The organism is Actinacidiphila epipremni (assembly GCF_012034175.1).
Taxonomy (GTDB): Bacteria; Actinomycetota; Actinomycetes; order Streptomycetales; family Streptomycetaceae; genus Actinacidiphila; species Actinacidiphila epipremni.
Genome location: NZ_JAATEJ010000015.1, coordinates 155,807 through 180,509, shown reverse-complemented (window position 1 = coordinate 180,509; position 24,703 = coordinate 155,807). Strand labels below are relative to the sequence as shown.

Below are 24,703 nucleotides of genomic sequence, written 5' to 3'. Positions count from 1 at the left end.
GGCGGCGTGACGGCATGGCGGCGTGGCGGCCCGGCGACCGGCCGGGAGCGGCAAGCCGCGAGCCGCGAGCGGGCGTTGGGCAGGCGGCTCAGCGGTGTTCCTGGACGAGCACCGCCCGGGTGTCCGGCTCCAGCGCCCGGAAGACATGCGCGATGTCCCCCGGGTAGGCGATGTAGTCGCCGGGCGCCAGCTCGACCGGCTCCTCGGCGACCCCGACCAGCGCCCGCCCGCTGCTCAGCACCACATGCTCCACGACGCCCGGCATGTGCGGGTCCGAGTCGCGTGAACTGCCGGGCTGCGCGGTCACCAGGTAGATGTCCCGCCGGGTGTTGGGCGGCGACGAGGCGAGCAGCGTCGCGACGTAGTCGGCCCGCTCGGCGGCGAACGCCGGGCCCTCGCCCGCCCTGATGACCTGCACCTGGGGCCGCGGCGGCTCCACGAGCTGGGCGAACGGCACGTCGAGGGTGACGCTGAGCGCCCACAGCGTCTCCACGCTGGGGTTCCCGGTGCCGGACTCCAGCTGCGACAGTGTCGACTTGGCGATCCCGGCCCGCCGCGCCACCTCCGCCAACGACAGCCCGGCGCGCCGCCGTTCCCGCTGCAAGGAGGCCGCGATCACGGCGAGCGGCGGCCCGCCGGCGGGTTTCTCGTCCTCAGGCACGGGCTCGGGCACGAGGGTCGCTCCCTTCTCGGCTTCGTTCGGTATATCAGTCGGCACGTTCGCCTTGACGAACGAGTGCCGCGGTGTTCACCATAAACGGCGATGCGTTCGATACGGCGAACTATACGAGCCCTCTCCTCCTCCGGTCCCGCACGGGACATCGCGTTGGTGTGCGCCGCCGACGCGGTCGTCGGGGTGTCCTTCGGCACGATCTCCGTCGGCCTCGGCCTGCCGCCCTGGCTGCCCGTGCTGATGTCACTGGTCGTCTTCGCGGGCGCCGCGCAGTTCCTCTTCGTCGGCCTGGTCGCGGCGGGCGGCAACCCGGCCGCCGCGGTGGCCGCCGGGCTGCTGGTGAACGCCCGTCACCTCCCCTTCGGCTTCGCGGTCGGCGACGTCTTCGGCACCGGGTGGCCGCGCCGGATCGCCGGCAGCCATCTGATGGTCGACGAGACGGTCGCCTTCGCCCTCGCCCAGCCCGAACCCGCCCGCCGCCGCACCGCGTACTGGCTGTGCGGCACCGGCCTCTTCGCCGCCTGGAACGCCGGCGTCGTCCTCGGCGTCCTCGGCGGTCGCGCGGTCGGCGACACCGACTCCCTCGGCCTCGACGCCGCCTTCCCCGCGGTCCTCGTCGCCCTGCTGCTCCCCTCCCTGCGTACCGCAGCCACCCGCCGCGCCGCCCTCACCGGCATGCTCGTCGCCCTGGCCACCACTGCCTTCCTGCCCGCGGGCCTGCCCGTCCTGCTCGCCCTCGCCGGGGTCGCCGCCGCCCGCCCCGCCCGTCGGGACCGCGCCGACCGACCGGACCGACCGGCCGGCACGGGCAGCACCGCCGCGCCCGCGCCCGGCACCCCCACCACCGAGAAGAGCCCCCGATGAGCACCACCCCCGAACTGCTCGCCGCCACCGCCGTCCTGGCCGCCGGCACCTTTGCCTTCCGCCTCGCCGGCCCGGCCCTGCGCTCCCGCGTCACCCTGCCGCCGCAGGCCGAACGGCTGCTGAACGTCGCCGTCGTCGTCCTGCTCGCCGCCCTCGTCGCCACCTCGGCGCTCACCGACGCCCACTCCCTGACCGGCCCCGCCCGCCCGGCCGGCGTCGCCGCCGGCGCCCTGTGCGCCTGGCGCAAGGCCCCCTTCCTCGCCGTCGTCCTGGTCGCCGCGGCGACCACCGCCCTGCTCCGCCTCCTCTCCGTGCCCTGAGCCCCACGCATCACATCCCGCCACTCCCGTCGCCGAGTTGGCCGAACTCGGAGGCGACAGCAGTTATGCAGGCCGTGTTACGTGTCATGTCTCCGTCGCTTTACACACGGGCGTCACCGTCCTGACGGAGAGCCACCCCCACAGGAGGACTACGTGACCGGTCCGTTCACCCGCCGCCTTCCGATGCGCCCCGCCACCCGGCGCACCGCACGCACCGCGCTGCTCGGCGCGCTCGCGGCATGCCTCGCCCTCACCGTCGCCGGCCCCGGCGGCAGCGCCTCGGCCGCCGACACCGACGCCCTGCCGCTGTCCGGCACCACCACGTCGGGCCTGCACAACAGTTACGACCCGGCCTCCTTCAGCTATCTCGCCCAGGCCCTCGACACCGGCACGTCGATGATCGAGCTCGACGTATGGGACGACTTCATCACCCAGGAGTGGAAAGTCAGCCACTCCAACCCGCTCGGCAACAGCAACAACTGCGTCAACGCCTCCACCCCCGCCCAGCTCTACACCGGCGGCGCCAACAAGGACCTGGAGAGCTGCCTCGACGACGTCCGGGTGTGGCTGGGCGCCCACCCCGGCCACGGCCCGCTCGTCATCAAGCTGGAGATGAAGGCCGGCTTCCAGGCCACCTTCGGGATGAGCCCCGCCAAGCTCGACCAGTCGATCAGCGCGCACCTGGGCAGCCTGGTCTTCAAGCCCGCCGACCTGCTCGCCAAGCCCGGCGGCGGGCAGTACGCCACGCTCGACGAGGCCGCCACCGCCGGCAACTGGCCCACCCGCGCGCAGCTCGCGGGCAAGGTGCTGCTGGAGGTCATCCCCGGCACGGTCGAGGAGGCCAACCCCACCGACTCGCTGTGGACGGACCGCGAGTACGCCGGCTACCTGCGGGACCTGCACAGCCAGGGCAAGACCGCGCAGGCCAACGTCTTCCCCTCGGTCCACAACGCCCAGGCCGGCGACCCCCGGACCCGCTACTCCGACACCTCCCTGCGGCCGTGGTTCGTGGCCTTCGACGGTGACGCCGCCACGTATCTGAACGGCAGTATCGACACCTCCTGGTACGACAGCCACCACTACCTGCTCTTCATGACCGACTCGCAGAACGTGGCGCCCGCGCTGGACGACGTGAACCCCGCGCCGGCCGACGCGCAGGCCAGGGTCGCCCAGCTCGCCAAGGCGCACGCCACGGTGGCCTCCAACGACTGGCGGGGCCTGCCGCAGGTCCAGTCGCTGGTGCTGCCGCGCGGCTGAGGCCCCGCTCCACCGGGCTCCCCACCGGGCGCTCGCTGCGAGGGCGCCCGGTGACGGTCAGTCGTTCAGCGGGGTCCGGCCGCCGGTCGGGCTGAGGTGCACAGCGGCCAGCTTCCACTGTGCACCGTCCGCGACGATCATCTGGGTGACGCGGAAGTGGCCGTCCGCGTCACGCCCGTCGTAGACGCTCTGCTGCCCCTGGACGCCCACCGCGACCGCGGCCCGCCCGTGCCTGCGGACCGTGACCTCCTCCCAGGTGAAGGCGTCGTGTATGAGCGCGCCCGACGCATAGCGGTCGATCCACTGCTTCTTGTCCAGCACGAAGCCCTGCGGGCCCACGGCCGTGAAGTCGTCGGTGAGCAGTTCGTCCAGCGCCGCCACGTCCCCGCGCAGCTCCGCCTCGCTCCAGCGCCGCGCGAACTCGGCCAGTTCCCGTTCGTCGTCCATGCCGATTGCCTCCCTTGCCACCCGGGGACGTCGGGCCCTCCGTCCTGCCCTCTAGACTCCCCGACCGGCCGCGATGTGACATCGGCCCCCGGTATGTTTTCCGGCTACTCCCCGGGTCAGCGGCCTCGCCCGGACGGCGTACTCCCGGTGGAGTAACCCGGCTCGCCGCCCCCCGCCCGGGAGCTGACGCGGCGTCGGGACCGGCGGCGTCTCAGGAGGCCAGCGAGCCGCGGTCGCCCATGACGATCACCGGGTGGTCGGCGGGCTGCAGGGTGTGCAGCAGGTCGACCATGTGGTCGGCGGAGACGCTGACGCAGCCGTGCGTGGGGCCGCCGTGGTCGACGTGCACCCAGATGCCGCCGCCGCGGTCCTCGCCCATCGGCTGGGTGCCGTCCAGCGGGGAGGTGCCGGGGACGCGGTTGTAGTCGATCGCGATGACGTAGTCGAACGCCTCGTCCAGCGGCTCGCCGTCGAAGCCGACGCCGCCGGCGCGGAATTTCGCGGAGTGGTGGTAGGGCAGCTTCGTGCCGGGGTCGGGCTCGAAGCCGCCGGCGTCGCTGAGGGTGAACACGCCGATCGGGCTGTGCAGGTCGCTCGCGTGGTGGTTGTCGGTCCAGCCGCGCAGCGCGTTGTGGGCCGGCCACGCCGAGCCGGGCAGCCAGCGGCCGTTCGCGGTCTTCGTCCACAGCGTCACGACGCTGGTGGAGGAGTCCTTCGCCTCTCCCGAGGCGACCAGCACCTGGCGGCTGCGGGCCGGGATCTCCGCGCGGGTCTGCGGCCCGAGGCCGCTGATCGCCGGCAGCGAACCGGGCGGCGAGACGGTCGGCGCCGCGCCCGCGGCACCGGAGCCGGGCGGGCCCTCGGCGGCGCGCGCCGCACCCGGCAGGCCCGCGTGCCCGGCGGTGACGCCGCGCTGGGCCACCCCGGAGGAGTGGCCGGTGACGACCAGATAGCCGGCGGCTGCCGCCGCGACCGCCGCGGCTCCCGCGACGACCGCGACCGCCGTGCGCCACTTGCGGCGGCGCGGTCTGCGGTGCCGGTTGCGCCTACGGTCCTCGGCGCCGCCCGTGCCGCCGCCTGGCAGGCCGGCGGCCTCGGGGCGGGGTGCGGCGGCGCGCGTGCGGTCGGCGTACGCGTCGGCGGGAGTGGCAGTCATCGGCACGATCCTCGCAAACACCCGGCTCCCACCCGTCACCCAGCCCCCAAGGACGCCCGTTTCATCCTGCACATCCACATTCGCACCCATCGTCGGCCGAAGCGGGGCGCCATCACGCCTCTTTGAGCAACTCCGCCGCCAGTTCACGCGGACGGCTGAGGGCCGGCAGGTGCCCGCCGGGCAGCACCTCCACGTCGATGCCCAGCCGCTCGCGCACCACCTCCCGCTGGAACTCCAGCGGGAAGAACCGGTCCTCACGGCCCTGCAGGAACCGGGTCGGCACATCCGGCCAGGAGGCCAGCGGCCACGGCTGGGCGAAGACCGCGGCGGGCGGTCCCGCCTGAGGCGCGGCGAGCGCCTCCTCGGTGACGGCGTCGGGGACGTCGTGGAAGAAGTCCGTGCGCGCGTCGAAGGCGGCGTCCGGGTCGCGGCCGTCGGCCTTGGCGTACGCGGCCCTGGCGTCGGCCTGCCCGGTGTTGCCCCACCACTCCCCCGCGCTCTCGCCGGGCCGCGGCACCATCGCGTTGACCAGCACGATGCGGTCGGCGCCGATCCGGTCGCAGGCCAGCGGTGCGGAGAAGCCGCCGAGGGACTGGGCGACCAGCACCACCGGGTGCGGCGGGGCCGGCGCCGCCGCCCGTACGGCCTCGGCGATCGCGTCGGCGAAGGCGTCGAGGCCGGCCGACTCGTGCGACGGCAGCGTCACGGTGACCACGGTGTGGCCGTGGGCGCGCAGTTCGGGCTCGACCAGATGCCAGTACCAGCCCTGGCCGTCGGCGCCGGGGACGAGGACGTAAGTCGCCATGACCGCCACCGTACCCCGCCCGCCGCGGCGGGTCCCCGGGGCGCGGAACGGCCCGGAGGGGCCGCCGGGGCGGCCTGGCGGCGCGTCAGGAGTAGGCGCGGGCAAGCCATACCGCCGCGGCGGCGGTGTTGCGGGCGGCGTCGGCGCCGGGGGCGAAGTCGTGGACGGCGAGGCCCACGGTTGCCCCGAAATGGTGACGGCCGAAGACGCGGTACATCGCGTCGCCGGTGCGCAGCCCGATGAAATAGGCGTCCCGATAGTCCAGTACGGCCGGCACCCGCCCGGCACCGGGCAGGTCCGCCTCGACGGTCGTGCCCGGCGCGGCGTCCCCGGGCAGTCCGAGGGCCCGGGCGGCGCGCTCCAACGCGTCGGGGGCGCCGGCCGCGGCGGGACCGTCCGCGGCGGCGAAGACGACCGGGCGCCGGTTGAAGTGCGCCAGGTACTGGCGGAGGGTGTGCAGATAGAAGTCGGTGTGGCGGTCGGCGCCGTCGTACTGGTTGTCCCAGTCGTCGACGAAGATGCCGCTGTGCACGTACCGCACCCAGGAGCCGCCGCCCTCGCGGGGCTCGATGAGCTCGTCGAGCTGGTTGAGGGTCTGACCGTGGACGCCGTCGGGCGACTCGGTGCGGGCGGTGACGCGGTGCGGCGGGTCCCACGCGGTGAGGGTGCCGCCGAAGCCGGCCGCGCCGCCGACCCGGGGCTCGAACTCCATCGGGAACAGCCATCCGGCGGTACCGGTGGTGACGGCCGCGAAGACATCCTCGGGGGGCGACCCGACCTCGAATTCACGGACGATCTCGAACGGCTTGGACATGGTGGTGCCTCTTCTTCCTGGTGTCGCGTTCGGTTGCGCGGCTCTGGTACGCGGCTCTGGTGCGCGGTTGCGGTGCGCGGTTCCGGTCCCGGCGGTGGGGCCCGAGCCGTGCCGGCGGGTCAGTCCTGCGCGGGCGGGCCGCCGGCGGTGACCTCGGGGGTCACCTCGGCAGTGACCTCGGCGGTGGGCCGCAGCGCGGGGTGCAAGGCGACGACGACGCGGTGCGGGCGACCGCCCTCGGCGTCCTCGTCGTGGTATTTGGCGATGAGCGCGCCGACGCCCGCGGTCAACTCCTCGACGAAGGCGGCCCGCTGCGCGGCCGAGGCGAAGCGCACCTCGCCGTCCAGCGCGTAGGTGGCCAGCCGCTGCCCGGCCCGGTCGGCGCCGGTGACCAGCGCCCCGACGTCGCGGACCAGCCGCGCGGCCAGCGCCAGCAGCCAGCGCGCCGACAGCTGGTCGCGGAAGCGGCCGGGATCGGGCTGCACGGCGGCCAGCGCCGCCGGCGAGATGACATACGAGGCGGCCGTGGCACGCATCAACCGCTCGGTGACGTTGCCCTTCCTGCGCTCGCCGGCGAGCGCGACCAGGCCGTGCTTCTCCAGCGCCTTGAGGTGGTAGTTCACCTTCTGCCGGGGCAGCCCGACCCGCCCGGCCAGCATCGTCGCCGACGCCGGTCCCGCGGCGAGCTCGGCGAGCAGCCGGGCCCGTACCGGATCCAGCGAGACGGCTGCCGCCTCGGCGTCCTCGATCACGCTCACGTCCCACATGGCTCCACCCTCGCACCGAAAACTTTTTTTGTCCAGGAAGAAGTGATTGTCGGTGGAGGAGCGTGCGGGGCCCGGGTACGGCGCGGCAATTTGCCACGGTTTGCTACGGCGTACGGCCGGCTCGGCGTACTGCGTGGTCGTGGAGGGCCTGCTCCACGACGGCGGCGAGGCGGGTGTGGTGGGCGCCGCGCCAGTAGACCCGGCCGCAGGCGGCGCACTCGGCGAAGACGTCGTAGGACTTCTCGGTGCCGGCGGCGAGCCGGTCGCGCACGGCGTCCTTGTCGGCGTCGCGCAGCGGCCCGTTGCAGGCGACGCAGCGGGTCCAGGGCGCGAGGTCCGGCTCGAAGCGGTCCAGGACGTCCTGGAGCTGCTCCTCGGGGCGGTCGCTGTAGACGTAGCCGCCGGCCCACAGCTCGCGGCGGCGCAGCAGGCCGCGGTCGCGGGAGAGCATCACCCGGCGCTCCCGGGCCGACTGCGCGGCGAGCGCCGGGTCGCCGATGTCCTCGCTCGCGTAGGCCGCGTCCACGCCCAGCAGCCGCAGCCGCCGGGCGAGGGTGCCGAGGTGGACGTCCAGCAGGAAGCGCAGCGGCGCGCCGGGCACGGCCTGCGGGCGGGCCACCGGCCGGACGTCGACGACCTCGCCCTGCTCGGGAATGTGCCGGGCCGGCACCTCGCGGCCGTCGACGGCGAGGCCGCCGACCTCGGTCAGCGGGATGCCCAGCGACTCCACGACGTGGCCGAGCGAGGACGAACCGTCCGTGGTGAGCGCAAGCGCCGCCGTGCGGCGGTCGGAGGGCAGGAAGAGGCGCAGCTCGGCGGGGACGCGGACGGTGACTTCTGGTCGGTTCACGGCGCCCAGGATGCCACCGGCCCCACCGGCACGGCCTGCTCTTTTCCCGCGCCCGGCCGCCGCCAGGCCGCCGCCCCTGCCGCACCCGGACCGCACCCGGGCCGCTCCCGGGCCGGCGTCAGAGGGTGTACGTGACGGCGACCGGCGCGTGGTCGGACCAGCGCTCGGCGTAGGTCGCGGCGCGCTCGACGGTGGCGGCGGTGGCCGCGGCGGCGAGTTTCGGCGTGGCCAGGTGGTAGTCGATGCGCCAGCCGGTGTCGTTGTCGAACGCCTTGCCGCGGTAGGACCACCAGCTGTACGGGCCCTCGACGTCCGGGTGGAGCAGGCGCACGACGTCGGTCCAGCCGCCTTCGGCGCCGAGCAGTTCGCCGACCCAGGCGCGCTCCTCGGGCAGGAATCCGGAGTTCTTGCGGTTGCCGCGCCAGTTGCGGATGTCGGCCTCGCCGTGGGCGATGTTCCAGTCGCCGCAGACCACGGCGTGGCCGCCGGTGGCGGCGGTGCGGTCGCGCAGGGCGTCGAGGTGGGCGCGGAATTCCGCCATGAAGCGGTATTTCGCGTCCTGCCGCTCGGTCTCGGCCTCGCCGGTGGGCAGGTAGAGGCTGCCGACCGTCAGGCCGGGCCCGGAGCCGCCCGCGGTGCCGTCGCCCGGCAGGTCGACCTCCAGGTAGCGGCCGGCGGCGTCGAACTCGGCGGAGCCGAAGCCGACGCGGACCGCGGTGGGCGCGACCCGGGACAGGACGGAGACGCCGGCCCGGCCCTTGGTGGCGGCGGGCGCGTGGTAGGCGTGCCAGCCCTCGGGGTCGCGCAGTTCCTCGGGGAGCTGGTCGGGCTCGGCGCGGACTTCCTGCAGGCAGATGACATCGGCGGCGGTCCGCTCCAGCCAGGGCAGGAAGCCCTTGCGCGCGGCGGCCCGCAGCCCGTTGACGTTCACGGTGGTCACGGTGGTCGGCACCGCACGGACGATACCCGCACCCCCGCGGCGGCGGAAAACCCGGGTCGTACTGCTGTGCGACGAATTGTCGGACCCACCGTCTACGATGGCGGTCGTGGAGATCAGAACGACGCGTTACGACGACGCCGCCGCGGTGCGGCTCGACGGCCTGGTGCAGCTGGAGTATGCCGAGCGGTACGGCGAGGGCGATCTGACGCCGATGGCGGCCGACCACTTCGACCCGCCGCACGGCCTGTACCTGGTGGCCTTCGACGCCGACGGCGAGCCGGTCGCGAGCGGCGGCTGGCGTGCGCAGGAGGCGTCGCCGGAGGGGCATGAGGACGGGGACGCGGAGATCAAGCGGATGTTCGTCGTACGGGAGCGGCGCGGGCAGGGCCTGGCGCGGCGGATCCTGGCCGAGCTGGAGGCGACGGCAGCCGCCGCCGGGCGCCGCCGGATGGTGCTGGAGACGGGCTCGCGGCAGCCCGAGGCGATAGCGCTCTACACCTCCTGCGGCTATGTCCCGGTGAAGAAGTTCGGCTACTACCGGCACGAGGAGCTGAGCATCTGCATGGGCAAGCCGCTGACGGCCCCGCTGCCGGTGGCGCCCAGGGGCTGACGGCCCGGGCCCGGCGCCGGGGTCAGCGGCGGCGGCGCCGCGAGGTGGTGAGGAAACGGCCGCACAGCCAGCCGATGACGTAGGTGATGAGCAGCGCCAGCCACAGCGGCATGGTGACCTCGGGGACCAGCAGCCGGATGCGGACGTCGCGGGTGTTCTCGAAGATGAAGACCAGCGCGAGGACGCCGAGCACCAGCACGACGATCCTGCCCGGTGTGAGCCGGTCGCGCATGCCGCCGCCGGACGCCTTGCCGGACGTGTCGGATGCCATGGCGCCCACCTGCCCTTCCGCTGCGGGTCCTTGCGGCCATGGTCGCCCGCGGGGGCGGCGGGCGCGGCGGGATGCTCGGCCGTCCGGGTGACGGGGGCCCGGGTGACGGGGGCCCGGGAACGCCGGATGTGCGCGCCGCGGTCAGACGTGGAGTTCCTCGTAGACGGCCAGCACGCTGCGGGCCTGCTGCTCGACCTGGTCGGTGACCGGCACCCAGCGCGGGTGGTAGGCGCGCTCGTAGGCGTCGCACCAGGTGTCGACGAGCCGGGCGACCGGCGGCACGTCCGCGACCTGGCGGAGCATCGCGGCGGCGCGCAGCGGGATGCGCTGGGCGTAGACCTCGATGCTGGTGACCCGCGCGGTGGTCATGTCGGGCAGCGGCGCGGCGCCCGGCGCGCGGACCGCCGGGTCCCAGTCGGCGGTGAGCGCGGGCCCGAGCCCGACGAGTTCGCGGACGGTGCGCAGCAGCGGGCAGTCGGGGTCGTCGAGCTGCGTCTCCACGGCGTCCAGCACCCGGGCGACGGCCGGCAGGTCGCGGCGCAGCGCGGCGCCGGCGGTGCGCAGGGCGCGGTCCGGGTCGGGGTGCGGGGTGGTGTCGGCGCTGCGGTCGCACGCCCACATGGGCACCTCGACGATCGCGGTGACCCCGTCGTAGCGCTGGGCGCGCACCCAGGTGGAGTGGGCGCCGTCGCCGGCGGCGGGGTCGTCGCACGGCGGCATCACGTAGACGCCGGGGCCGGGGCTCGGCCATTGGAAGGCGTCGGAGGAGCCGCTCTCCAGCGGGATGTCCAGCTCGGCGGCGGACTTGCCGATGCGCTCCGGGACGCCGGGCACGTCGCTGGTGAGCTGGACAAAGCTGCCGCCGACGTCGATGCCGTGCAGCGAGCACTGGAGCACCGGGCGCAGCGCGTCGAGGACGTCGACCAGCGCGCGGGTCTCGGGCAGCGCCGGGCAGCGGTCGTCCTCGCCGGCCGGCAGCCACTCGGGCTGCTCGGCGGTGCAGGGCCGGAAGAAGTGCGCGTAGTGGCCGCGCAGCGTGTAGGGGCCGGACAGCCATGGCTCGTTGAGGGCGGCGCCGTCCGGGTCGATGCACAGCAGGAAGTGCCAGCTGCTGCCGTCGTCGTCGCCGTCCGCGCGCCGGCGGGCGATGGTGTGGGCGAGCCGCAGCGCTGTCGCGCCGCCCACCGCGGCCTCGTTGGCGTGCGGTCCGGCGACGACCAGGACGTTGCGCTCGCCGTGCCCGACCGTCAGCATCAGCAGCGGGCGGCCGGCCCGCGATCTGCCGACCTCCCCCAGCCGGCAGATCCCCGGGTAGCCGAGTGCGAGCGCCCGTGCGCCCGCAGTCACTTCGCCGGTCGTCGGATAGAGCATCCCCGCCATCCTCGTCACCGCAATTCCCCCTGGGGCCCGGGCGCGTGAGGGCCGGGGCCGCATTACGACATCGAGTTCGATCCCGTTAGTAGGTCACGGGCGCGGCGGGGTGTCAACGGTGCCACCGCGGCTGTTACGCGGCTGGTGGCGCGGTGGCCGCGGCGCAGCCGCGGGGCGCGCCCGGGGGCGGGCGCCTCGGGGTTCACCGGTGTCGCAGCCGCCCCGCGGGCGACCGGGGCGGTCCCGCGGCGGGGGCATGCGCCCTGCATCGGGGCGAGGCGGCGTACGCCGTACGGGGGCGTGCGGCTGCGCGCGCGGGGTCCGCCGGACCGGCCCACCGTACGGGGCGCGGGCCTACGGCAGATGGGTGAGCCGCGGGCGGCGGGGTCAGCGCAGGGCCGGGGCGTGCAGGGTGAGGGTGCCGGCCCCGGCGTCGAGGGTCGCCGCCGCGCCGAGCGGCACGGTGAGCGCGGGGGTGCCGTGGCCGAAGGGCAGGCCCTCCAGGACGGGCACGCCGAGCGGGGCGAGCCGGTCGAGCAGCAGCGCCCGCACGTCGGCGTAGGGGCCGCAGCCCTCCCACGAGCCGGCCGCGATCCCGGCGACGCCGTCCAGCCAGCCGCTGCGCAGCAGTTGGGTGAGGTAGCGGTCGAGCCGGTACGGCTCCTCGCCGGTGTCCTCCAGCAGCACGATGCCGCCTGCGGCGGACGGCCGGCCCGAGCGCGTACCGAGGTCCGAGGCGAGCAGGCTCAGGCACCCGCCCATGGTCACGCCGGTGGCCCGCCCGGGCACGAGCGCGCACCCCTGCGGGGCGGACGCGGGGACGGCACCCGGCGCCGCGTCCCGGCCGGCGACGCCCGCGGTCGGCTCCCCCGGCGGGACCGCCCGGAGCACCTGCGTCTCCTGCGGGGCGAAGAGGGTGCGCCGCAGGTGCTCGCGGCCGGCCGGGTCGGACAGGAAGGCCGGGGTGCCGGGCATCGGGCCGTGCAGGGTGGCGACGCTCAGCCGGGTCGCGAACGCCTCGTGCAGCACGGTGATGTCGCTGAAGCCCACGAAGACCTTCGGCTCGGCCCGCGCCATCGCGTCCCAGTCCAGCAGGTCGGCCATGCGCTGCGTGCCGTAGCCGCCGCGGGCGCACAGCACCGCCGCGAGCGACGGGTCGGACCAGAAGGCGCCGAGGTCCGCCGCCCGGGCGAGGTCCGCGCCCGCGAGGTAGCCGGAAGGGTGGGCGTCCAGGACGTGCGGCGCGAGCACCGGCTCCAGCCCCCACCCCCGCAGCACCTCGACGCCCTCGGCCAGCAGCCCGCCCGGCACGGGCCCGGCGGGCGCGACGATCCCCACCCGGTCACCGGCGACGAGCCGCCGCGCCCGGTCCAGCGGCCCCGAAGCCCCACCCGGCACCCGGCCCGAAGCCCCACCCGGCGCCCGGCCCGCAGCACCGCCCGGCCCTCCACCCGAACCCGCAACCCGCACCCCGCCCGCAGCCGCACCCGGCGCCCGGCCCGCAGCACCGCCCGGCCCTCCGCCCGGAGCCGCAGCCCGCGCCCCGCCCGAAGCGGCACCCGGCCCTCCACCCGAACCCGCAGCCCGCACCCCGCCCGGCGCCGCACCCCCACCGGCACCCGGGCCGGCGCCCCGCGCCCCCGCCGGGACAGCATCCGGCACCCCGTCCGGCGCCTCCCCGCCGCCCGCGCCGGGGCCCCTCACGGCGTCAGGTCCAGCACCGGGACCCCCGGCGGGGTGAAGCCGAAGACCTGGCCGTAGAGGGAGAGTTCCGCCTCCAGGCAGGTCACCAGCGTGTCGAGGCGGCGGAAGCCGTGGCTTTCGCCGGGGAAGGCGAGGTAGGCGTGCGGCAGGTCGCGGCCGGCGAGTGCGGCGAGGAAGCGGTCGCACTGGACGGGCGGGCAGATCGGGTCGTCGAGGCCCTGGAGCAGCAGGAAGGGCACGGTGACCTGCTCGCTGTGGTGGACCGGCGAGCGGTCCCGGTAGCGCTCGGGCACCTCCAGGTGCGGCCCGATGAGCGATTCGAGGTACCACGCCTCGAAGTCGTGCGTCTCGCCGCCGGCCGGCGACCAGCCGGCGAGGTCGAGGATCGGGTAGCTGATCGCGCCGCAGGCGAACGTCGAGGTGGTGGTGAGCGCCGCCGCGCTGGTCCAGCCGCCGGCGCTGCCGCCGCGGATCGCCAGCCGCGCGGGGTCGGCGGCGCCCTCGGCGACCAGGCCCTCGGCGACGGCGACGCTGTCCTCGACGTCGACGACGCCCCACTGCTCGCGCAGCCGGTTGCGGTAGGCGCGCCCGTAGCCGGTGGAGCCGCCGTAGTTGACCTCGGCGACGCCGATGCCGCGCGAGGTGAAGTACGCGATCTCCAGGTCGTACACCATGGACGTACGGCTGGTGGGCCCGCCGTGCACCCAGATGGCGTACGGGGCGGGGCCGTCCACCGGGTGGTCGATGTGCCGCGGCGGGTAGACGTGGGCGTGGACCTCGCGTCCGCCGGGGCCGGTGAAGACGCGGGCCTGCGGCTCGGGGAGGTAGCCGGGGTCGACGGCGTCGCGGTGGGCGTTGCCGACGACGCGGGTGTGCCCGGTGGCGGTGTCGAGCTCGACGATCTCGTGCGCGCTGCGGGCGCTCGCGGCCAGGCCCACGACGCGGCTTCCGGTGGCGGCGAGGGTGGAGCTCCACTCGGTCCAGCGGCCGGGCGCGTCGGTGAGCTGCCCGGTCGCGGGGTCGAGCACGGCCAGCCGCTGGGCGCCGACGCCGTGCAGGACGGCGACCGTGCCGTCGTCGAGCGGGGCGAACCAGCGCTGGCCCAGTTTCCACAGCGGCCCGGCGTATTCCTCCTCGCGCGGGCGCAGGTTGACCGCCTCGCCGGTGGCCGGGTCCACCCGGTGCAGGTTCCACCAGCCGGTGCGGTCGGTGGCGGCCAGCAGCGTGCCGTCCGGGGTCCAGTCGGCCTGGACGACGGACTCCTCGGGCCCGCCGATCAGGGTGCGGGCGGGCCCGAGCGTGCCGTCGCCGAGCAGGTCGGCGCAGCGCAGTTCGGTGCCGTCCCACGGCATGCGCGGGTGGTCCCAGCCGATCCACACCGCCTGCCGGCCGTCCGGCGAGGGCCGCAGGGCGGTGACGAAGCGGTGGGCGACCGGGCCCATCTCGCGTATCGCGGCCCGGTCGTCGGCGGCGGAGCCGTCGAGCGGGATCGCGGTGTGCAGCCGGCGCAGGTCGGCGGGGCCGTCGCCGGTGAACTCCTCCAGCACCGCCCACACCTCGCCGCGCCCGGCGTGCACGGCCGGTTGCGCCCAGCGCAGCCCGCCGCCGACCGTGGAGACGGGGGTGAGCGGGTAGGGCCGCGCGCCGGGGCGGTCGGGGTGGAAGGCGTAGAGGCGCTGGTCGGCGTGGTGGGTGAAGACGACGAGGGGTTCGCCGTCGACGAGGGCGCCGCCCCAGGGGGTGCCGCCGTATTCCATGACGCGGTTGCGGACGTTCCAGGGCGCGGGCAGCGGGCATTCCTCGGTGCCGTCGGGGCGGCGCCGGATCAGCGCGCGCCGGCCGCCTTCTGCGGGGCGGGGCGCGGTCCACCACAGGTCGTCGCCGAAGGCGGCGAGGTCGGCGGGGCTGCCGTCGTGCGAGGCGGCGGTGGCGGCGTCGATCGGCGACGCCCACGTGCCGTAGGGGGCGGCGGTCATACGGTCTGCTCCTTCGTCGCGGCCCCGCGCAGGAACCGGTCCAGGACGCGCACCCCGAAGTGCAGCGCGTCGACGGGCACGCGCTCGTCCACGCCGTGGAAGAGCGCCTGGTAGTCGAAGCCGGGCGGCAGCCGCAGCGGTGAGAAGCCGTAGCCGGTGATGCCCAGCCGGGAGAACTGCTTGGCGTCGGTGCCGCCGGTCATGCAGAAGGGCACGACGTGCGCGTCGGGGTCGAAGTGCAGCAGGGCCTCGCGCATCGCGCCGAAGGTGGGCGAGTCGACGGGCGCGAGCAGCGGCACCTCGTGGTGCTGGTACGTCCACTCGACGTCGGGTCCGGTGAGCTTGTCGAGGGTGCCGGTGAACTCCTCCTCGCCGCCGGGCACGACCCGCCCGTCGACGTGGGCGGTGGCGGTGCCGGGGATGACGTTGACCTTGTAGCCGGCGTCGAGCATCGTCGGGTTGGCGCTGTTGCGGACGGTGGCCCGTACCAGGTACGCCGACTCGCCCAGCCGGTCCAGCAGCGCGTCGGGGTCGGCGAGGTCGTCGGGGCCGGCCGTGATGCCGTGCAGGGCGGCGAGTTCGACGAGGGCGGCCTCGACGGTGGGGGTGAGGCGGACCGGCCAGCGGTGCTCGCCGATCCGGGTGACGGCGGCGGCGAGCCGGGAGACGGCGTTGGCGTGGTTGATCTTGGAGCCGTGGCCCGCGGTGCCGTGTGCGGTGAGCTTCAGCCAGGAGGTGCCGCGCTCGCCGGCGGCGACGGGGTAGATGCGCAGCGGTGTGCCGTCCGGGCCGTCGCCGGCGTGGAAGGTGTAGCCGCCGGACTCGCTGACGCCCTCGGTGCAGCCCTCGAACAGCGCGGCGTGCTCGGCGGCGAGGTAGCCGGCGCCGTAGTAGGCGCTGTCCTCCTCGTCGGCGGTGAAGGCCAGCACGATGTCGCGGGCCGGGCGGTGGCCGGTCCTGGCCCAGGCGCGGACGGTGGCGAGCGTCATGGCGACGGCGTTCTTCATGTCGACGGCGCCGCGGCCCCACACCACGCCGTCGCGGATCTCGCCGGAGAAGGGGTGGACGGTCCAGTCGGCGGGCTCGGCGGGCACCACGTCGAGGTGGCCGTGCAGCACGAGGCCGGCCGCGCCGGGGTCGGCGCCGGCGACCCGGGCGACGACGTTGCTGCGGCCCGGGGCCCGCTCCAGGATGACCGGGTCCAGCCCGATCCCGGCCAGCTGCTCGGCGACGTATTCGGCGGCGGCCCGCTCGTTGCCGTCGCCGCCGCCGCGGTTGGTGGTGTCCAGCCGGATCAGGTCGCTGGTGAAGCGCTCGACCTCGGCGAGCGCGGTGTCGTCCACGCCGCTGCCGCCGGGTTCGCGGACCGCCCTCGGGGACTGCTCGGTCATGCCGCTCCTTCGTCGTTGCCCGTGCGGGTGTCGGTGGTGCGGGGTGTCGGTGATGCCGTGCGGCGCCGGGTCAGCCGTACTGCTCCTCGACGGCCTGCGAGACCAGCGTGGTGACGGCCTTGAAGGCCCGCAGCGCGGCGTACATCGTCGGCAGGGTGTACGCCACCCGCCGCTCGCCGGTGCGCTCCACGCCGGGGACGTGCGTGGCGGCCCCGACCAGGTGCCACGCGTCGAACTCCAGCTCCACGGTGAACGGCCCGGCCTGCACCGGCTCGTGCCGTACGGCGAGCTCGGCGGCCTGCGCGGCGGCGGCGCGGATGTCGGCGGCGGTCTTGGCGGGCGGCCGGCACACGGCGGCGTACCGCGACACGTAGTCCTTGACGGCGACGGTACGGGCCCGGGGCGCGTATGTGCGCGCGTCCAGGCCGGTGCGGTCGTCGCCGGTGACCAGGACGACGGGGACGCCGTATTCGGCGACGACCAGGGCGTTGAGCCGGCCCTCGCTCGCAGGCGCGCCGTTGACCCACACGCCGGTGATGGAGTTGGCGAGGTAGGTGTGGGCGAGGACGCCCTCGGTGCCGGCGCCGGTGTGGTAGCCGACGAAGGCGACGCCGTCGACGTCGCCGCGCTGCACGCCCTCGACCATGGACAGCTCCTTGTGCCGTCCGGTGAGCAGTTCCGCGCGCTCGTCGAGCTGCTCCAGCAGCAGGTTGCGCATGGTCCAGTGGGCCTCGTTGACCAGGACCCGGCCGGCGCCGCCGTCGAGGAAGCCGGCGACGGCGGCGTTGACGTCGGAGGTGAACATGTGGCGGCAGCGCTGCCACTGCTCGGTGCCGGGCAGCACGTCGGCCGGCCAGGTGACGCCGGTGGCGCCCTCCATGTCGGCCGAGATGAGGATCTTCCGCATGCGCAGTCACACTACGCGGCGAGCCCCGCGGCCAGCCACCGCGACGGGACCCCGGTCCTCCCGCCGCCGGGCCGCGGGAAAAGGGCGGGCAGGGCCCGGCAGCGGGGAGCTAAGGTGCGAATCCGGGCGTACGCCCGCGCGCGAGCAACCGCGCGAGCCGTGCTAGCGTCCAAAGACCATGTTCGAACTCCGATCCGAGCCTGTGAGGGATGGGAGGGCGACCCCGCCGGAAGCCTGGCCGGCCGGGACCACACCACCGCACCCGCTACCGGAAGAGGGCTTGTGACGACCTGGCAGCCTGCGCGTGTTTCCGCCACCTCGCGGAATCCCAGGGACCTGCTGCGCCGGGTGAACTTCCACCACCCGGTCGTCGTGGCGACCGTCCTGGCGGCGGTGCTGCACATGGTGTGGGCGTTCTACCTGGCCAAGGACTCCGGCGACATGGCCGCCCAGTACGCCTGGACGGACTTCATACGGGCCCACCCGTCGGCTTCGTACAACTTCTCCTGGTACGGCGGGATGCACCCGGCGTCGTACAGCATCCTGTCGCCGTACATCATGGCGGCCCTCGGGGTGCGGACGACCGCGGTGATCGCGGGCACGCTGTCGGCGACGGTCGGCGCGGCGCTGCTGGTGCGCGGCGGTGTGCGGCGGCCGATGGTGCCGGTGCTGTGGACGACGTTCGCTCTTTGGTGTGATGTCGTCTCCGGCCGGGTCACGTTCGCGCTGGGCATGCTCTTCGCGATGGTGGCGACGCTGGTGCTCTTCCCCGCCGCGCAGAACCTGCGCGGGCGCTCGCCGCGGCTGGCGACGGCGGCGGCGATGACGGCGCTGGCGACGATGTGCAGCCCGGTCGCGGGCCTGTTCGTGCTGGTGCTGGCCGCGGCGCTGTTCCTGACCGGCCGCCGGGTCGACGCGTACGTGCTCGCGGCGGTGCCGCCGCTGGTGGTCGGCGCCACCTCGCTGCTCTTCCCGTTCTACGGGGTGCAGCCCTTCAGCTGGTTCTTCGCGATCATCCCGTTCGCGATCGGTGTCGTGACCGCGCTGGTGGTGCCCAAGCACTGGCGGGAGATCCGCTCCGGTTCGTGGGTGTACGCCATCGGCGTGGCGCTGACGTGGATCATCCCGTCCCCCATCGGCAGCAACGTGGAGCGGCTGGCGCTGCTGTTCGGCGGCACGATCATGCTGCTGGTCGCGCGGGACGCCCCGTGGCCGGCGCGCTGGCGGGCGGCGCTGTGGCTGGCGTTCGCCGGGATCGCGGCGTGGCAGATCACCAAGCCGATCGTGGACCAGGTCAACACCTCGGCGGTCAGCTCCACCGTGCGGCACGCGCCGCCGCTCATCGCCGAGCTGCAGAAGGTCGACGCCGACCGCGGCCGGGTCGAGGTCGTGCCGTTGCGCTCGCACTGGGAGGCGTCGGGCCTGTCGCCGTACGTGAACCTGGCGCGCGGCTGGAACCGGCAGGCCGATGTGGAGCGCAACCCGCTGTTCTACGACGGCACGCTGAACGCCGAGACGTACAAGGCGTGGCTGGAGCACTGGAGCGTCTACTACGTCGTGCTGCCGGCCGACGAGCCGGACGGCGCGGCGGTGGCCGAGGCGAAGATCGTCCGCTCGGACCCGGACTGGCTGACGCCGGTGTGGAACGACGCGAACTGGCAGATCTTCAAGGTCGACGGCGCGGTCGACCCGCTGGCCGACCCGCCGGCCACGGTCGAGGAGGCGGGTCCCGCGGAGCTGACGGTGTCCATGCCGAGCGCCGGCAGTGTCCTGCTGCGCATCCCGTGGTCGCCGGTGCTGGGCATCGAGGGCGCCAAGGACAACCGCCACGGCTGCCTCGCGGCGGAGGGCGAGTGGACGCGGCTGTACGTGCCGACGGCCGGCACGTACCACATCGGCGGCTCGTACTCGGACATCCGGGGCACGCAGTGCCCCAAGCCCAAGAGCTGACCGCGCGCAGCCCCGCCGCGGGGGCTCAGTCGGCCGGGACGGTGCGGACGGCGACGCCCGAGGCGGTCAGGGCGGCGAGCTCTTCGGCGGGGGCCCGGTCGTCGGTGACGACGGTGTGCAGGGCGCCGGCCGGGGCCACATACGCCAGCGCGGTGCGGGAGAACTTGGCGGCGTCGGCGACGGCGATGACGCGCCGGGCGGCGGCGATGGCGGCCCGCTTGACCGCCGCCTCGGCCAGGTCGTAGGCGGTCAGGCCGTCCGCGGCGCTCAGGCCGCAGCAGCCCAGGACGGCGGTGTCGAAGCGCAGCGCGCCCAGCGCCGACTCCGTCAGCGGGCCGGTCAGGGCCAGTTCGCCGGGGCGGGGCTCGCCGCCGGGCATGATCAGCCGCAGCCGCGGGGCGCCGGTCAGCGCGTTGGCCGCGTGCAGGGACAGCGGCATCACGGTGAGCCGCCGCTGCTCCAGGGCGCGGGCGACCTCCAGGCAGGTGGTGCCGCTGTCCAGGACGACGGTCTCGCCGTCGGCGACCAGCGCCGCGACCTCGGCGGCGATCCGCCGCTTGGCGGCCAGCCCCTCGGTCGCGCGCAGCGCGAACGGCGGCTCCTCGCCGCGCAGCAGCAGGCTGCGGGCGCCGCCGCGGTAGCGCTCCAGGACGCCCTGGCCGGCCAGGATCTCCAGGTCCCGGCGGACGGTCATCTCCGACGCGCCGGTGAGCGCGGCGAGGTCGGCGACGCCGAGCCGGCCCTGCTCGCGGACGGCCTCGACGATCTGCCGGTGTCGCTCGGTGCTTGCCATGGCGCCCATTGAACACCACCTCCGCCGATCGTTTCGCACATCTCAGGTGTGTGAAATCGCCGCTTCCGAACAGCAGAGTTGTTTGTTAGGTTCGCGGGCATGCAACGGACCCTCCGGGCCGCCCGCGCGGCCACCTTCGCCTACTTCGCCCTGAACGGGTTCGTCCTCGGCATGTGGGTCGTCCACATCCCGGCGGTCGAGCGGCGGGCCGGGATCAGCCACGCGGTGCTGGGCTCGCTGCTGCTCCTGCTGGGCGCGGGGGCGTTCGCCGGGATGCAGCTCGTGGGGCCGCTCGCCGACCGGTTCGGGGCCCGCCGGGTCGTGCCGGTGTCGGCCGGGCTGTGCGCGGCGGCGGTGCTGCTGCCGGGGCTGGCGACCAGCGGCTGGGCGCTCGGGGCGGCGCTGCTGGTGCTGGGGCTCGGCAACGGGTGCCTGGACGTCAGCATGAACGCGCACGCCGTGCAGGTGGAGCGGGGGTACGGGCGGCCGGTCATGTCGACCTTCCACGCGGTGTTCTCGCTCGGCGGGGTGGCCGCGGCGCTCGTCGGGGCGCGCACCCTGAGCTGGGGCTGGAGCGCGCCGGCGACGCTCGCCGGGACCGCCGCGGTGGCCCTGGCGGCGGCGCTGGCCGCGGCGCCCGCGCTGCTGCCGCGGGCTGCGGGGGCGGCAGGGGCAGAGGCGGCCGGGGCAGAAGCTCCGGCGAAGACGGCATCAGGGACGGCAGCCGATCCCGGTGCCGTACGGGCGCGTCGCCGCACGCCCGGGCGGATCTGGGCGCTGGCCGCGCTCGCGCTGATGGTGATGCTCAGCGAGGGCGTGGCGAACGACTGGAGCGTGCTGGCGACCCGGGACGTCCTGCACGCGCCGGCCGCGACCGCCGCGTTCGCGTACGGCTCCTTCGCCACCGCCATGACGGTCGGACGGCTGCTGACCGACCGGGTGGCGGGGCGGTTCGGGCCGGTGCTGGTCGTGCGGTGGGGCGCGGCGACGGCGGCGGTGGGCATGGCGGCGGTGGTCTTCTCGCACTGGGTGCCGCTGGCGCTGGCCGGCTGGACGGTCTTCGGGATCGGCCTGTCGGGGACGGTGCCGCAGCTCTTCAGCGCGGCGGGCCACGCCGACCAGGACGCGGCCGGCGCCAACGTCTCCAAGGTGGCCGGGCTCGGCTACCTCGGCATGCTCGCCGGCCCGGCCGCGATCGGCGCCCTGACCCGGGCGGTGCCGCTCAACGTGGCCTTCGTGCTGCCGCTGGGCCTGTGCGCGGTGGCCGCAGCCGCCGCGCAGATCCTGCGCACGCCGGAGGCCGCGCCCCCGGCGGCCCGGCCGGCGGCGGTCGCGGACGCGGCTGCGTAACGGCGTCCCGCCGCCGCAGGCCCGCAGGTCCCGCAGGCCGCAGGCCCCGCAGGTCCCGCAGGCTCCGCGGTCAGAAGCGGCCCGAGGGCTGGTCGGAGTGGCCGAGTTGCAGGTCGCGTTCGGTGCGGCGGCCGGCGGCGACCTGGAGGACGGTGGCCACCGGCGGGTAGCCCGCGGCGATGACGGTGTACTCGCCGGCCGCGAGGTCCACGAAGCGGAAATTGCCGTCGGGGCCGGTCGTGGCGGAGTCCACGACGTTGCCGGCCGCGTCCAGCAGGGTGACCCGGGCGTCCTCGACCAGCCGCCCGCCGGGGGCACGTACGGTGCCGCGCAGCACCGCGCCGCCGGCCAGCTCCACGTCCTGCCGGGTCTCCCGGGACGCCTGGACGGTGACGGGCAGCGCGGCCGGGCGGTAGGCGGGGGCGCTCGCGGCCAGGGTGTACTCGCCGGCGACCAGCTCGGCCAGCACGTAGTCGCCCTCGCGGCCGGTGCGGGCGGTGGCCACGACGTCGCCGCGTACGTCGGTGAGCGTCACGACGGCCTCCCGTACCGGTGTGCCGTCGGCGGTCCGCACCGCGCCGGCGAGCCGGCCGGCGCCGCCGAGGACGACGTCGAGGTCCACCGGGTGGTCGCCCACGGTGACGCTGACGGCCTGCGGCTGGTGCCCGCCGGCCGCGGCGATCAGCACATAGCTCCCGGCGCCCGGGGTGCTGAGGGCGAAGCGGCCGTCTGCGGCGGTGGCGCCGCGGCCGATCTGCCGGCCGGTGCCGTCGATGAGGGTGAGCGCGGCCCGCCCGACGCCGGTGCCGTCGGCGTGCTGGACGGTGCCGCACACCGCGACCCCGGCGTGCTGCGCGGCGGCTGCGGTCCGTACGCCGGAGCGCGGCGGCGGGGGCGGCGCCGCCGGGTCGGTGGCGACCGTGCCGAGCGGGGTGTCGTCCGCCAGGCCGTCCAGGCGGCCTGCGGCGGGGTCGTCGTACGCGGTCGTCGCGGCGGTCGCTGCGGCGGGGCCGTGCTGGGTCACCAAAGGTTTCTCCTTGAGCAGGAAGGCGAAGAGGAAGCCGAGGACGAGGACCGGCACCAGGTAGAGGAAGATCCGCGGCATGGCGTCGGCGTAGGCCCGCACATAGCCGTCGCGCACCGCGGCGGGCAGCGTGCGGACCAGCTGCGGGGTGACCGACTGCGGGTCGGGGAGCCGGGCGCCGTGCGGCAGTTCGACGGCGAGGCGCTTGCCGAGCCGGTCGGCGAAGAGCGTGCCGAAGACGGCCGCGCCGACCGAACCGCCGATCTGCCGGAAGTAGTTGTTGGCGCTGGTGGCGGACCCGATGTCGGCGGGCCGGACGGAATTCTGCACGGCGAGCACCAGCACCGGCAGCACCAGCCCGATGCCCAGGCCCAGCACGGCCATGTAGACGCTGTACGTGACCTGCGGGGTGTCGGCGTCCAGCAGCGACAGCAGCCACATGCCGACGGCCGACAGGGCGCCGCCGATGATCGGGAAGATCTTGTACCGCCCGGTGCGGCTGATGAGCTGGCCGCCGGCGATGGACGCGACGACGACGCCGAGCATCATGGGGAGCATGAGCAGCCCGGAGCCGGTGGCGCTCGCGCCGTCCACCATCTGCAGGAACGTCGGCAGGTAGCTGGCGGCGCCGAACAGCGCGACGCCCACGACGCAGCCGATGAGCGCGGTGACGTTGAAGACCCCGTCGCGGAAGAGCCGCAGCGGGATGACCGGCTCGACGGCGAAGCGCTCGACGACCAGGAAGAGCACCGCGCAGCCGGCCGCGCCGGCGCCGAGGCCCAGGATCTCCCGGGACCGCCAGCCGTAGGTGGAGCCGCCCCAGGTGGTGAGCAGCACCAGGCAGGTGGAGCCGGCGGCGAGCAGCAGTGCGCCGAGCACGTCGAGCCGGGGGCGCGCGGTGGGCTTGGGCAGCTTGAGCACCGTGGCGATGACCGCGAGGGTGACCAGGCCGAAGGGGATGTTGACGGCGAAGCACCAGCGCCAGGAGGCGTGGTCGGTGAAGAAGCCGCCGAGCAGGGGCCCGGCGACCGAGGCCAGGCCGAAGGCGGCGCCGATGGTGCCCATGTAGCGCCCGCGTTGGCGCGGCGGCACGATGTCGGCCATGATCGCCTGCACGCCGATCATCAGCCCGCCGCCGCCGATGCCCTGGATCGCCCGGAAGGCGATCAGCTCGTTCATGGAGCGCGAGTAGGCGGCCAGGGCCGAGCCGGCGACGAAGGTCAGGATCGCGAACTGGAAGACGCCCTTGCGGCCGAACAGGTCGCCGAGCTTGCCGTAGATGGGCAGGCCGATGGTGGAGGCCAGCAGGTAGGCGGTGACGACCCAGGACATCTTGTCCAGGCCGTGCAGCTCGCCGACGATCTTGGGCAGGGCGGTGGCCACGATCATCTGGTCGAGCGCGGCCAGCAGCAGCGCCAGCATGAGCCCGAGGAAGACCAGCCGGACCCGGCGGGGCGTCAGGTCCACGGCGGCCGTCTCGCCGGCGGGCGCGGCGGCGTCGGCGGGCGCCGCACCGCCGCCCGGCCCCGGGCCGTCACCGGGCGCCGGGGCGTCCGGCGCGTACTCCTGAAGCCCGTACTCCTGCGGCTCGTACGCCTGCCCGGGGAGGACGGGCGCCGGGCCGTCCGGGACCGCCGGCGGCGGCCCGTCGCCGTCGAACAGGGCGAGCAGCCCGCCGCGCTCCGGGCCGTCCTCCCCGTCGCCGTCCGCCGCCGTCCGGTCGGTCAGCGTGCTGCCTGCCACCCGTCACTCCCCTCGTCACACCTGTTTCACCACCGACTCCGCATGAGGCGACAACGAAGCAGGGGCGCGGTGATTCTCAGGAAGTAGGCAAAACCACCCGTATCAGTGACAGTTCGCGAAACCAACCGGGTGAGGGGGCAGAACGGGACGGACCGGGACCGAGGACGGCGGCGGCACGGGAGATCCGCGCGGGGCTACTGCCCGCTCTCGACCTCCGCGGCGAACTTCGCGAGCAGCTCGTCGTAGATGCGGCCGAGGCCCTTGGGGGCGAAGGTGCGCTCGAAGAAGCCGCCGACGCCGGTCGCGCCCTGCCAGCGGGTGGCGGCGACGACCTTGCTGCGGCCGGCGCCCGCGTCGGTGACGGTCCAGGTCGTGGTCATGCTGGAGTTGCGGTCGCTCTCCAGCAGCTGCCGCTCGCCGGGGGCGGTGACGTCGAGCAGGCAGTCGCGCACCCGCTTGCTGGTGGCCTGGAGCCGCCAGTGCACCACGGTGCCGGCGCCCGCGCCGCCCTCGCGTACCTCGTACTCGCTGAACTGCCCGGGGAGCACCCGGCCGCGGGTGCCCGTGTAGTCGGCGAGTGCGGCGTAGACCCGCTCCGGCTCCGCGGCGACGATCCGCTCCGTGGTGGCCTCGACCTGCGCCATGAATTCTCCTCGGTCCGTGTCCGTGCGCGTTCTTCACGCGACGCACAAGCCAACCACACCCGCTTATCGAATCTGT

At 75.1% G+C, this 24,703-nt stretch carries 23 protein-coding genes; 6 read left to right on the top strand and 17 right to left on the bottom strand.

Features of this window, described 5'->3' with window-relative positions:
• Nucleotides 1–88 precede the first annotated feature (88 nt).
• Nucleotides 89–673 carry a helix-turn-helix domain-containing protein gene (locus HCN08_RS19350; RefSeq protein ID WP_322974556.1) on the bottom strand — a complete coding sequence of 195 codons (585 nt, stop codon included), beginning with the start codon at nt 671–673 and terminating at the stop codon, nt 89–91.
• 156 nt (nt 674–829) lie between these two features.
• Between HCN08_RS19350 and HCN08_RS19345 the strand changes: the two genes are divergently transcribed.
• The 3 genes from HCN08_RS19345 (at nt 830) to HCN08_RS19335 (ending at nt 3,114) form a co-directional block, all read left to right on the top strand.
• Complete coding sequence (locus tag HCN08_RS19345; protein WP_456319012.1) at nt 830–1,537, top strand: AzlC family ABC transporter permease; 708 nt, start codon at nt 830–832, stop codon at nt 1,535–1,537.
• Nucleotides 1,534–1,857: an AzlD domain-containing protein gene (locus HCN08_RS19340; protein ID WP_167984386.1), complete on the top strand. Its 324-nt coding sequence runs from the start codon at nt 1,534–1,536 to the stop codon at nt 1,855–1,857. Before HCN08_RS19345 ends, HCN08_RS19340 begins: the two co-directional genes overlap by 4 nt.
• Before the next feature lie 153 nt (nt 1,858–2,010).
• Nucleotides 2,011–3,114 (top strand): phosphatidylinositol-specific phospholipase C domain-containing protein, encoded by a 1,104-nt coding sequence (locus tag HCN08_RS19335; protein ID WP_322974554.1) that lies wholly within the window; start codon nt 2,011–2,013, stop codon nt 3,112–3,114.
• 57 nt (nt 3,115–3,171) lie between these two features.
• Here HCN08_RS19335 and HCN08_RS19330 read toward each other — a convergent pair whose 3' ends face one another.
• The 7 genes from HCN08_RS19330 to HCN08_RS19300 form a co-directional block, all read right to left on the bottom strand.
• Nucleotides 3,172–3,561 carry a nuclear transport factor 2 family protein gene (locus HCN08_RS19330; RefSeq protein WP_167984385.1) on the bottom strand — a complete coding sequence of 130 codons (390 nt, stop codon included), beginning with the start codon at nt 3,559–3,561 and terminating at the stop codon, nt 3,172–3,174.
• 211 nt (nt 3,562–3,772) lie between these two features.
• Nucleotides 3,773–4,717, bottom strand: a complete 945-nt coding sequence (locus tag HCN08_RS19325; RefSeq protein WP_167984384.1) for a L,D-transpeptidase family protein — start codon at nt 4,715–4,717, stop codon at nt 3,773–3,775.
• A gap of 112 nt (nt 4,718–4,829) precedes the next feature.
• Nucleotides 4,830–5,522: an alpha/beta hydrolase gene (locus HCN08_RS19320; RefSeq protein WP_167984383.1), complete on the bottom strand. Its 693-nt coding sequence runs from the start codon at nt 5,520–5,522 to the stop codon at nt 4,830–4,832.
• Nucleotides 5,523–5,607: 85 nt separating this feature from the next.
• A complete protein-coding gene (locus HCN08_RS19315) occupies nt 5,608–6,336 on the bottom strand; it encodes an SRPBCC family protein (protein ID WP_167984382.1) in 729 nt (242 codons plus the stop codon).
• A gap of 119 nt (nt 6,337–6,455) precedes the next feature.
• Nucleotides 6,456–7,103, bottom strand: coding sequence for an ArsR/SmtB family transcription factor (locus HCN08_RS19310; RefSeq protein WP_167984381.1), 648 nt, complete (start codon nt 7,101–7,103; stop codon nt 6,456–6,458).
• 103 nt (nt 7,104–7,206) lie between these two features.
• Nucleotides 7,207–7,953 (bottom strand): Mut7-C RNAse domain-containing protein, encoded by a 747-nt coding sequence (locus HCN08_RS19305; protein WP_167984380.1) that lies wholly within the window; start codon nt 7,951–7,953, stop codon nt 7,207–7,209.
• A gap of 118 nt (nt 7,954–8,071) precedes the next feature.
• Entirely contained in the window at nt 8,072–8,905 is an 834-nt protein-coding gene (locus tag HCN08_RS19300; protein ID WP_167984379.1) for an exodeoxyribonuclease III, read from the bottom strand.
• Between the two features lie 85 nt (nt 8,906–8,990).
• Here HCN08_RS19300 and HCN08_RS19295 point away from each other — a divergent pair, with 85 nt between their 5' ends.
• The gene (locus HCN08_RS19295; protein WP_167984378.1) at nt 8,991–9,503 is read left to right on the top strand and encodes a GNAT family N-acetyltransferase; all 513 of its coding nucleotides are present in this window, start codon (nt 8,991–8,993) and stop codon (nt 9,501–9,503) included.
• A gap of 22 nt (nt 9,504–9,525) precedes the next feature.
• On the opposite strand, the gene HCN08_RS19290 is transcribed toward HCN08_RS19295, so the two are convergent.
• The 6 genes from HCN08_RS19290 to HCN08_RS19265 all read right to left on the bottom strand — a co-directional run bounded on the left by HCN08_RS19290 (nt 9,526) and on the right by HCN08_RS19265 (nt 17,123).
• The gene (locus HCN08_RS19290) at nt 9,526–9,774 is read right to left on the bottom strand and encodes a LapA family protein (RefSeq protein WP_167984377.1); all 249 of its coding nucleotides are present in this window, start codon (nt 9,772–9,774) and stop codon (nt 9,526–9,528) included.
• Nucleotides 9,775–9,915: 141 nt separating this feature from the next.
• On the bottom strand, nt 9,916–11,145 hold the full coding sequence (locus tag HCN08_RS19285) for a M14 family zinc carboxypeptidase (protein ID WP_240970227.1): 1,230 nt from the start codon (nt 11,143–11,145) through the stop codon (nt 9,916–9,918).
• A 387-nt stretch (nt 11,146–11,532) separates the two neighbouring features.
• Complete coding sequence (locus HCN08_RS19280; protein WP_167984375.1) at nt 11,533–12,543, bottom strand: S66 peptidase family protein; 1,011 nt, start codon at nt 12,541–12,543, stop codon at nt 11,533–11,535.
• A gap of 302 nt (nt 12,544–12,845) precedes the next feature.
• Nucleotides 12,846–14,825: a prolyl oligopeptidase family serine peptidase gene (locus HCN08_RS19275; RefSeq protein WP_167984374.1), complete on the bottom strand. Its 1,980-nt coding sequence runs from the start codon at nt 14,823–14,825 to the stop codon at nt 12,846–12,848.
• Nucleotides 14,822–16,216, bottom strand: a complete 1,395-nt coding sequence (locus HCN08_RS19270) for a M20/M25/M40 family metallo-hydrolase (RefSeq protein ID WP_167984373.1) — start codon at nt 16,214–16,216, stop codon at nt 14,822–14,824. Before HCN08_RS19270 ends, HCN08_RS19275 begins: the two co-directional genes overlap by 4 nt.
• 70 nt (nt 16,217–16,286) lie before the next feature.
• Complete coding sequence (locus HCN08_RS19265; protein WP_167984372.1) at nt 16,287–17,123, bottom strand: M55 family metallopeptidase; 837 nt, start codon at nt 17,121–17,123, stop codon at nt 16,287–16,289.
• A gap of 282 nt (nt 17,124–17,405) precedes the next feature.
• On the opposite strand from HCN08_RS19265, the gene HCN08_RS19260 reads away from it, so the two are divergent.
• The gene (locus HCN08_RS19260; protein ID WP_322974552.1) at nt 17,406–19,073 is read left to right on the top strand and encodes an MFS transporter; all 1,668 of its coding nucleotides are present in this window, start codon (nt 17,406–17,408) and stop codon (nt 19,071–19,073) included.
• A gap of 25 nt (nt 19,074–19,098) precedes the next feature.
• On the opposite strand, the gene HCN08_RS19255 is transcribed toward HCN08_RS19260, so the two are convergent.
• Nucleotides 19,099–19,866: a DeoR/GlpR family DNA-binding transcription regulator gene (locus HCN08_RS19255; RefSeq protein ID WP_167984371.1), complete on the bottom strand. Its 768-nt coding sequence runs from the start codon at nt 19,864–19,866 to the stop codon at nt 19,099–19,101.
• 99 nt (nt 19,867–19,965) lie between these two features.
• On the opposite strand from HCN08_RS19255, the gene HCN08_RS19250 reads away from it, so the two are divergent.
• The gene (locus HCN08_RS19250) at nt 19,966–21,216 is read left to right on the top strand and encodes an MFS transporter (protein WP_167984370.1); all 1,251 of its coding nucleotides are present in this window, start codon (nt 19,966–19,968) and stop codon (nt 21,214–21,216) included.
• A gap of 70 nt (nt 21,217–21,286) precedes the next feature.
• Here the strand turns inward: HCN08_RS19250 and HCN08_RS19245 are convergent, their stop codons facing one another.
• A complete protein-coding gene (locus HCN08_RS19245; protein ID WP_322974551.1) occupies nt 21,287–23,983 on the bottom strand; it encodes an MFS transporter in 2,697 nt (898 codons plus the stop codon).
• Nucleotides 23,984–24,177: 194 nt separating this feature from the next.
• Complete coding sequence (locus tag HCN08_RS19240) at nt 24,178–24,627, bottom strand: SRPBCC family protein (protein ID WP_167984369.1); 450 nt, start codon at nt 24,625–24,627, stop codon at nt 24,178–24,180.
• Nucleotides 24,628–24,703: the final 76 nt, after the last annotated feature.

Excerpts from the sequence above, each read along its gene's own strand:
- HCN08_RS19340 (WP_167984386.1), top strand. The coding sequence starts at position 1,534 with ATGAGCACCACCCCCGAACTGCTCGCCGCCACCGCCGTCCTGGCCGCC.
- HCN08_RS19330 (WP_167984385.1), bottom strand. The coding sequence starts at position 3,561 with ATGGACGACGAACGGGAACTGGCCGAGTTCGCGCGGCGCTGGAGCGAG.
- HCN08_RS19325 (WP_167984384.1), bottom strand. The coding sequence starts at position 4,717 with ATGACTGCCACTCCCGCCGACGCGTACGCCGACCGCACGCGCGCCGCC.
- HCN08_RS19320 (WP_167984383.1), bottom strand. The coding sequence starts at position 5,522 with ATGGCGACTTACGTCCTCGTCCCCGGCGCCGACGGCCAGGGCTGGTAC.
- HCN08_RS19315 (WP_167984382.1), bottom strand. The coding sequence starts at position 6,336 with ATGTCCAAGCCGTTCGAGATCGTCCGTGAATTCGAGGTCGGGTCGCCC.
- HCN08_RS19310 (WP_167984381.1), bottom strand. The coding sequence starts at position 7,103 with ATGTGGGACGTGAGCGTGATCGAGGACGCCGAGGCGGCAGCCGTCTCG.
- HCN08_RS19295 (WP_167984378.1), top strand. The coding sequence starts at position 8,991 with ATGGCGGTCGTGGAGATCAGAACGACGCGTTACGACGACGCCGCCGCG.
- HCN08_RS19290 (WP_167984377.1), bottom strand. The coding sequence starts at position 9,774 with ATGGCATCCGACACGTCCGGCAAGGCGTCCGGCGGCGGCATGCGCGAC.
- HCN08_RS19285 (WP_240970227.1), bottom strand. The coding sequence starts at position 11,145 with ATGCTCTATCCGACGACCGGCGAAGTGACTGCGGGCGCACGGGCGCTC.
- HCN08_RS19275 (WP_167984374.1), bottom strand. The coding sequence starts at position 14,825 with ATGACCGCCGCCCCCTACGGCACGTGGGCGTCGCCGATCGACGCCGCC.
- HCN08_RS19270 (WP_167984373.1), bottom strand. The coding sequence starts at position 16,216 with ATGACCGAGCAGTCCCCGAGGGCGGTCCGCGAACCCGGCGGCAGCGGC.
- HCN08_RS19265 (WP_167984372.1), bottom strand. The coding sequence starts at position 17,123 with ATGCGGAAGATCCTCATCTCGGCCGACATGGAGGGCGCCACCGGCGTC.
- HCN08_RS19255 (WP_167984371.1), bottom strand. The coding sequence starts at position 19,866 with ATGGCAAGCACCGAGCGACACCGGCAGATCGTCGAGGCCGTCCGCGAG.
- HCN08_RS19250 (WP_167984370.1), top strand. The coding sequence starts at position 19,966 with ATGCAACGGACCCTCCGGGCCGCCCGCGCGGCCACCTTCGCCTACTTC.
- HCN08_RS19240 (WP_167984369.1), bottom strand. The coding sequence starts at position 24,627 with ATGGCGCAGGTCGAGGCCACCACGGAGCGGATCGTCGCCGCGGAGCCG.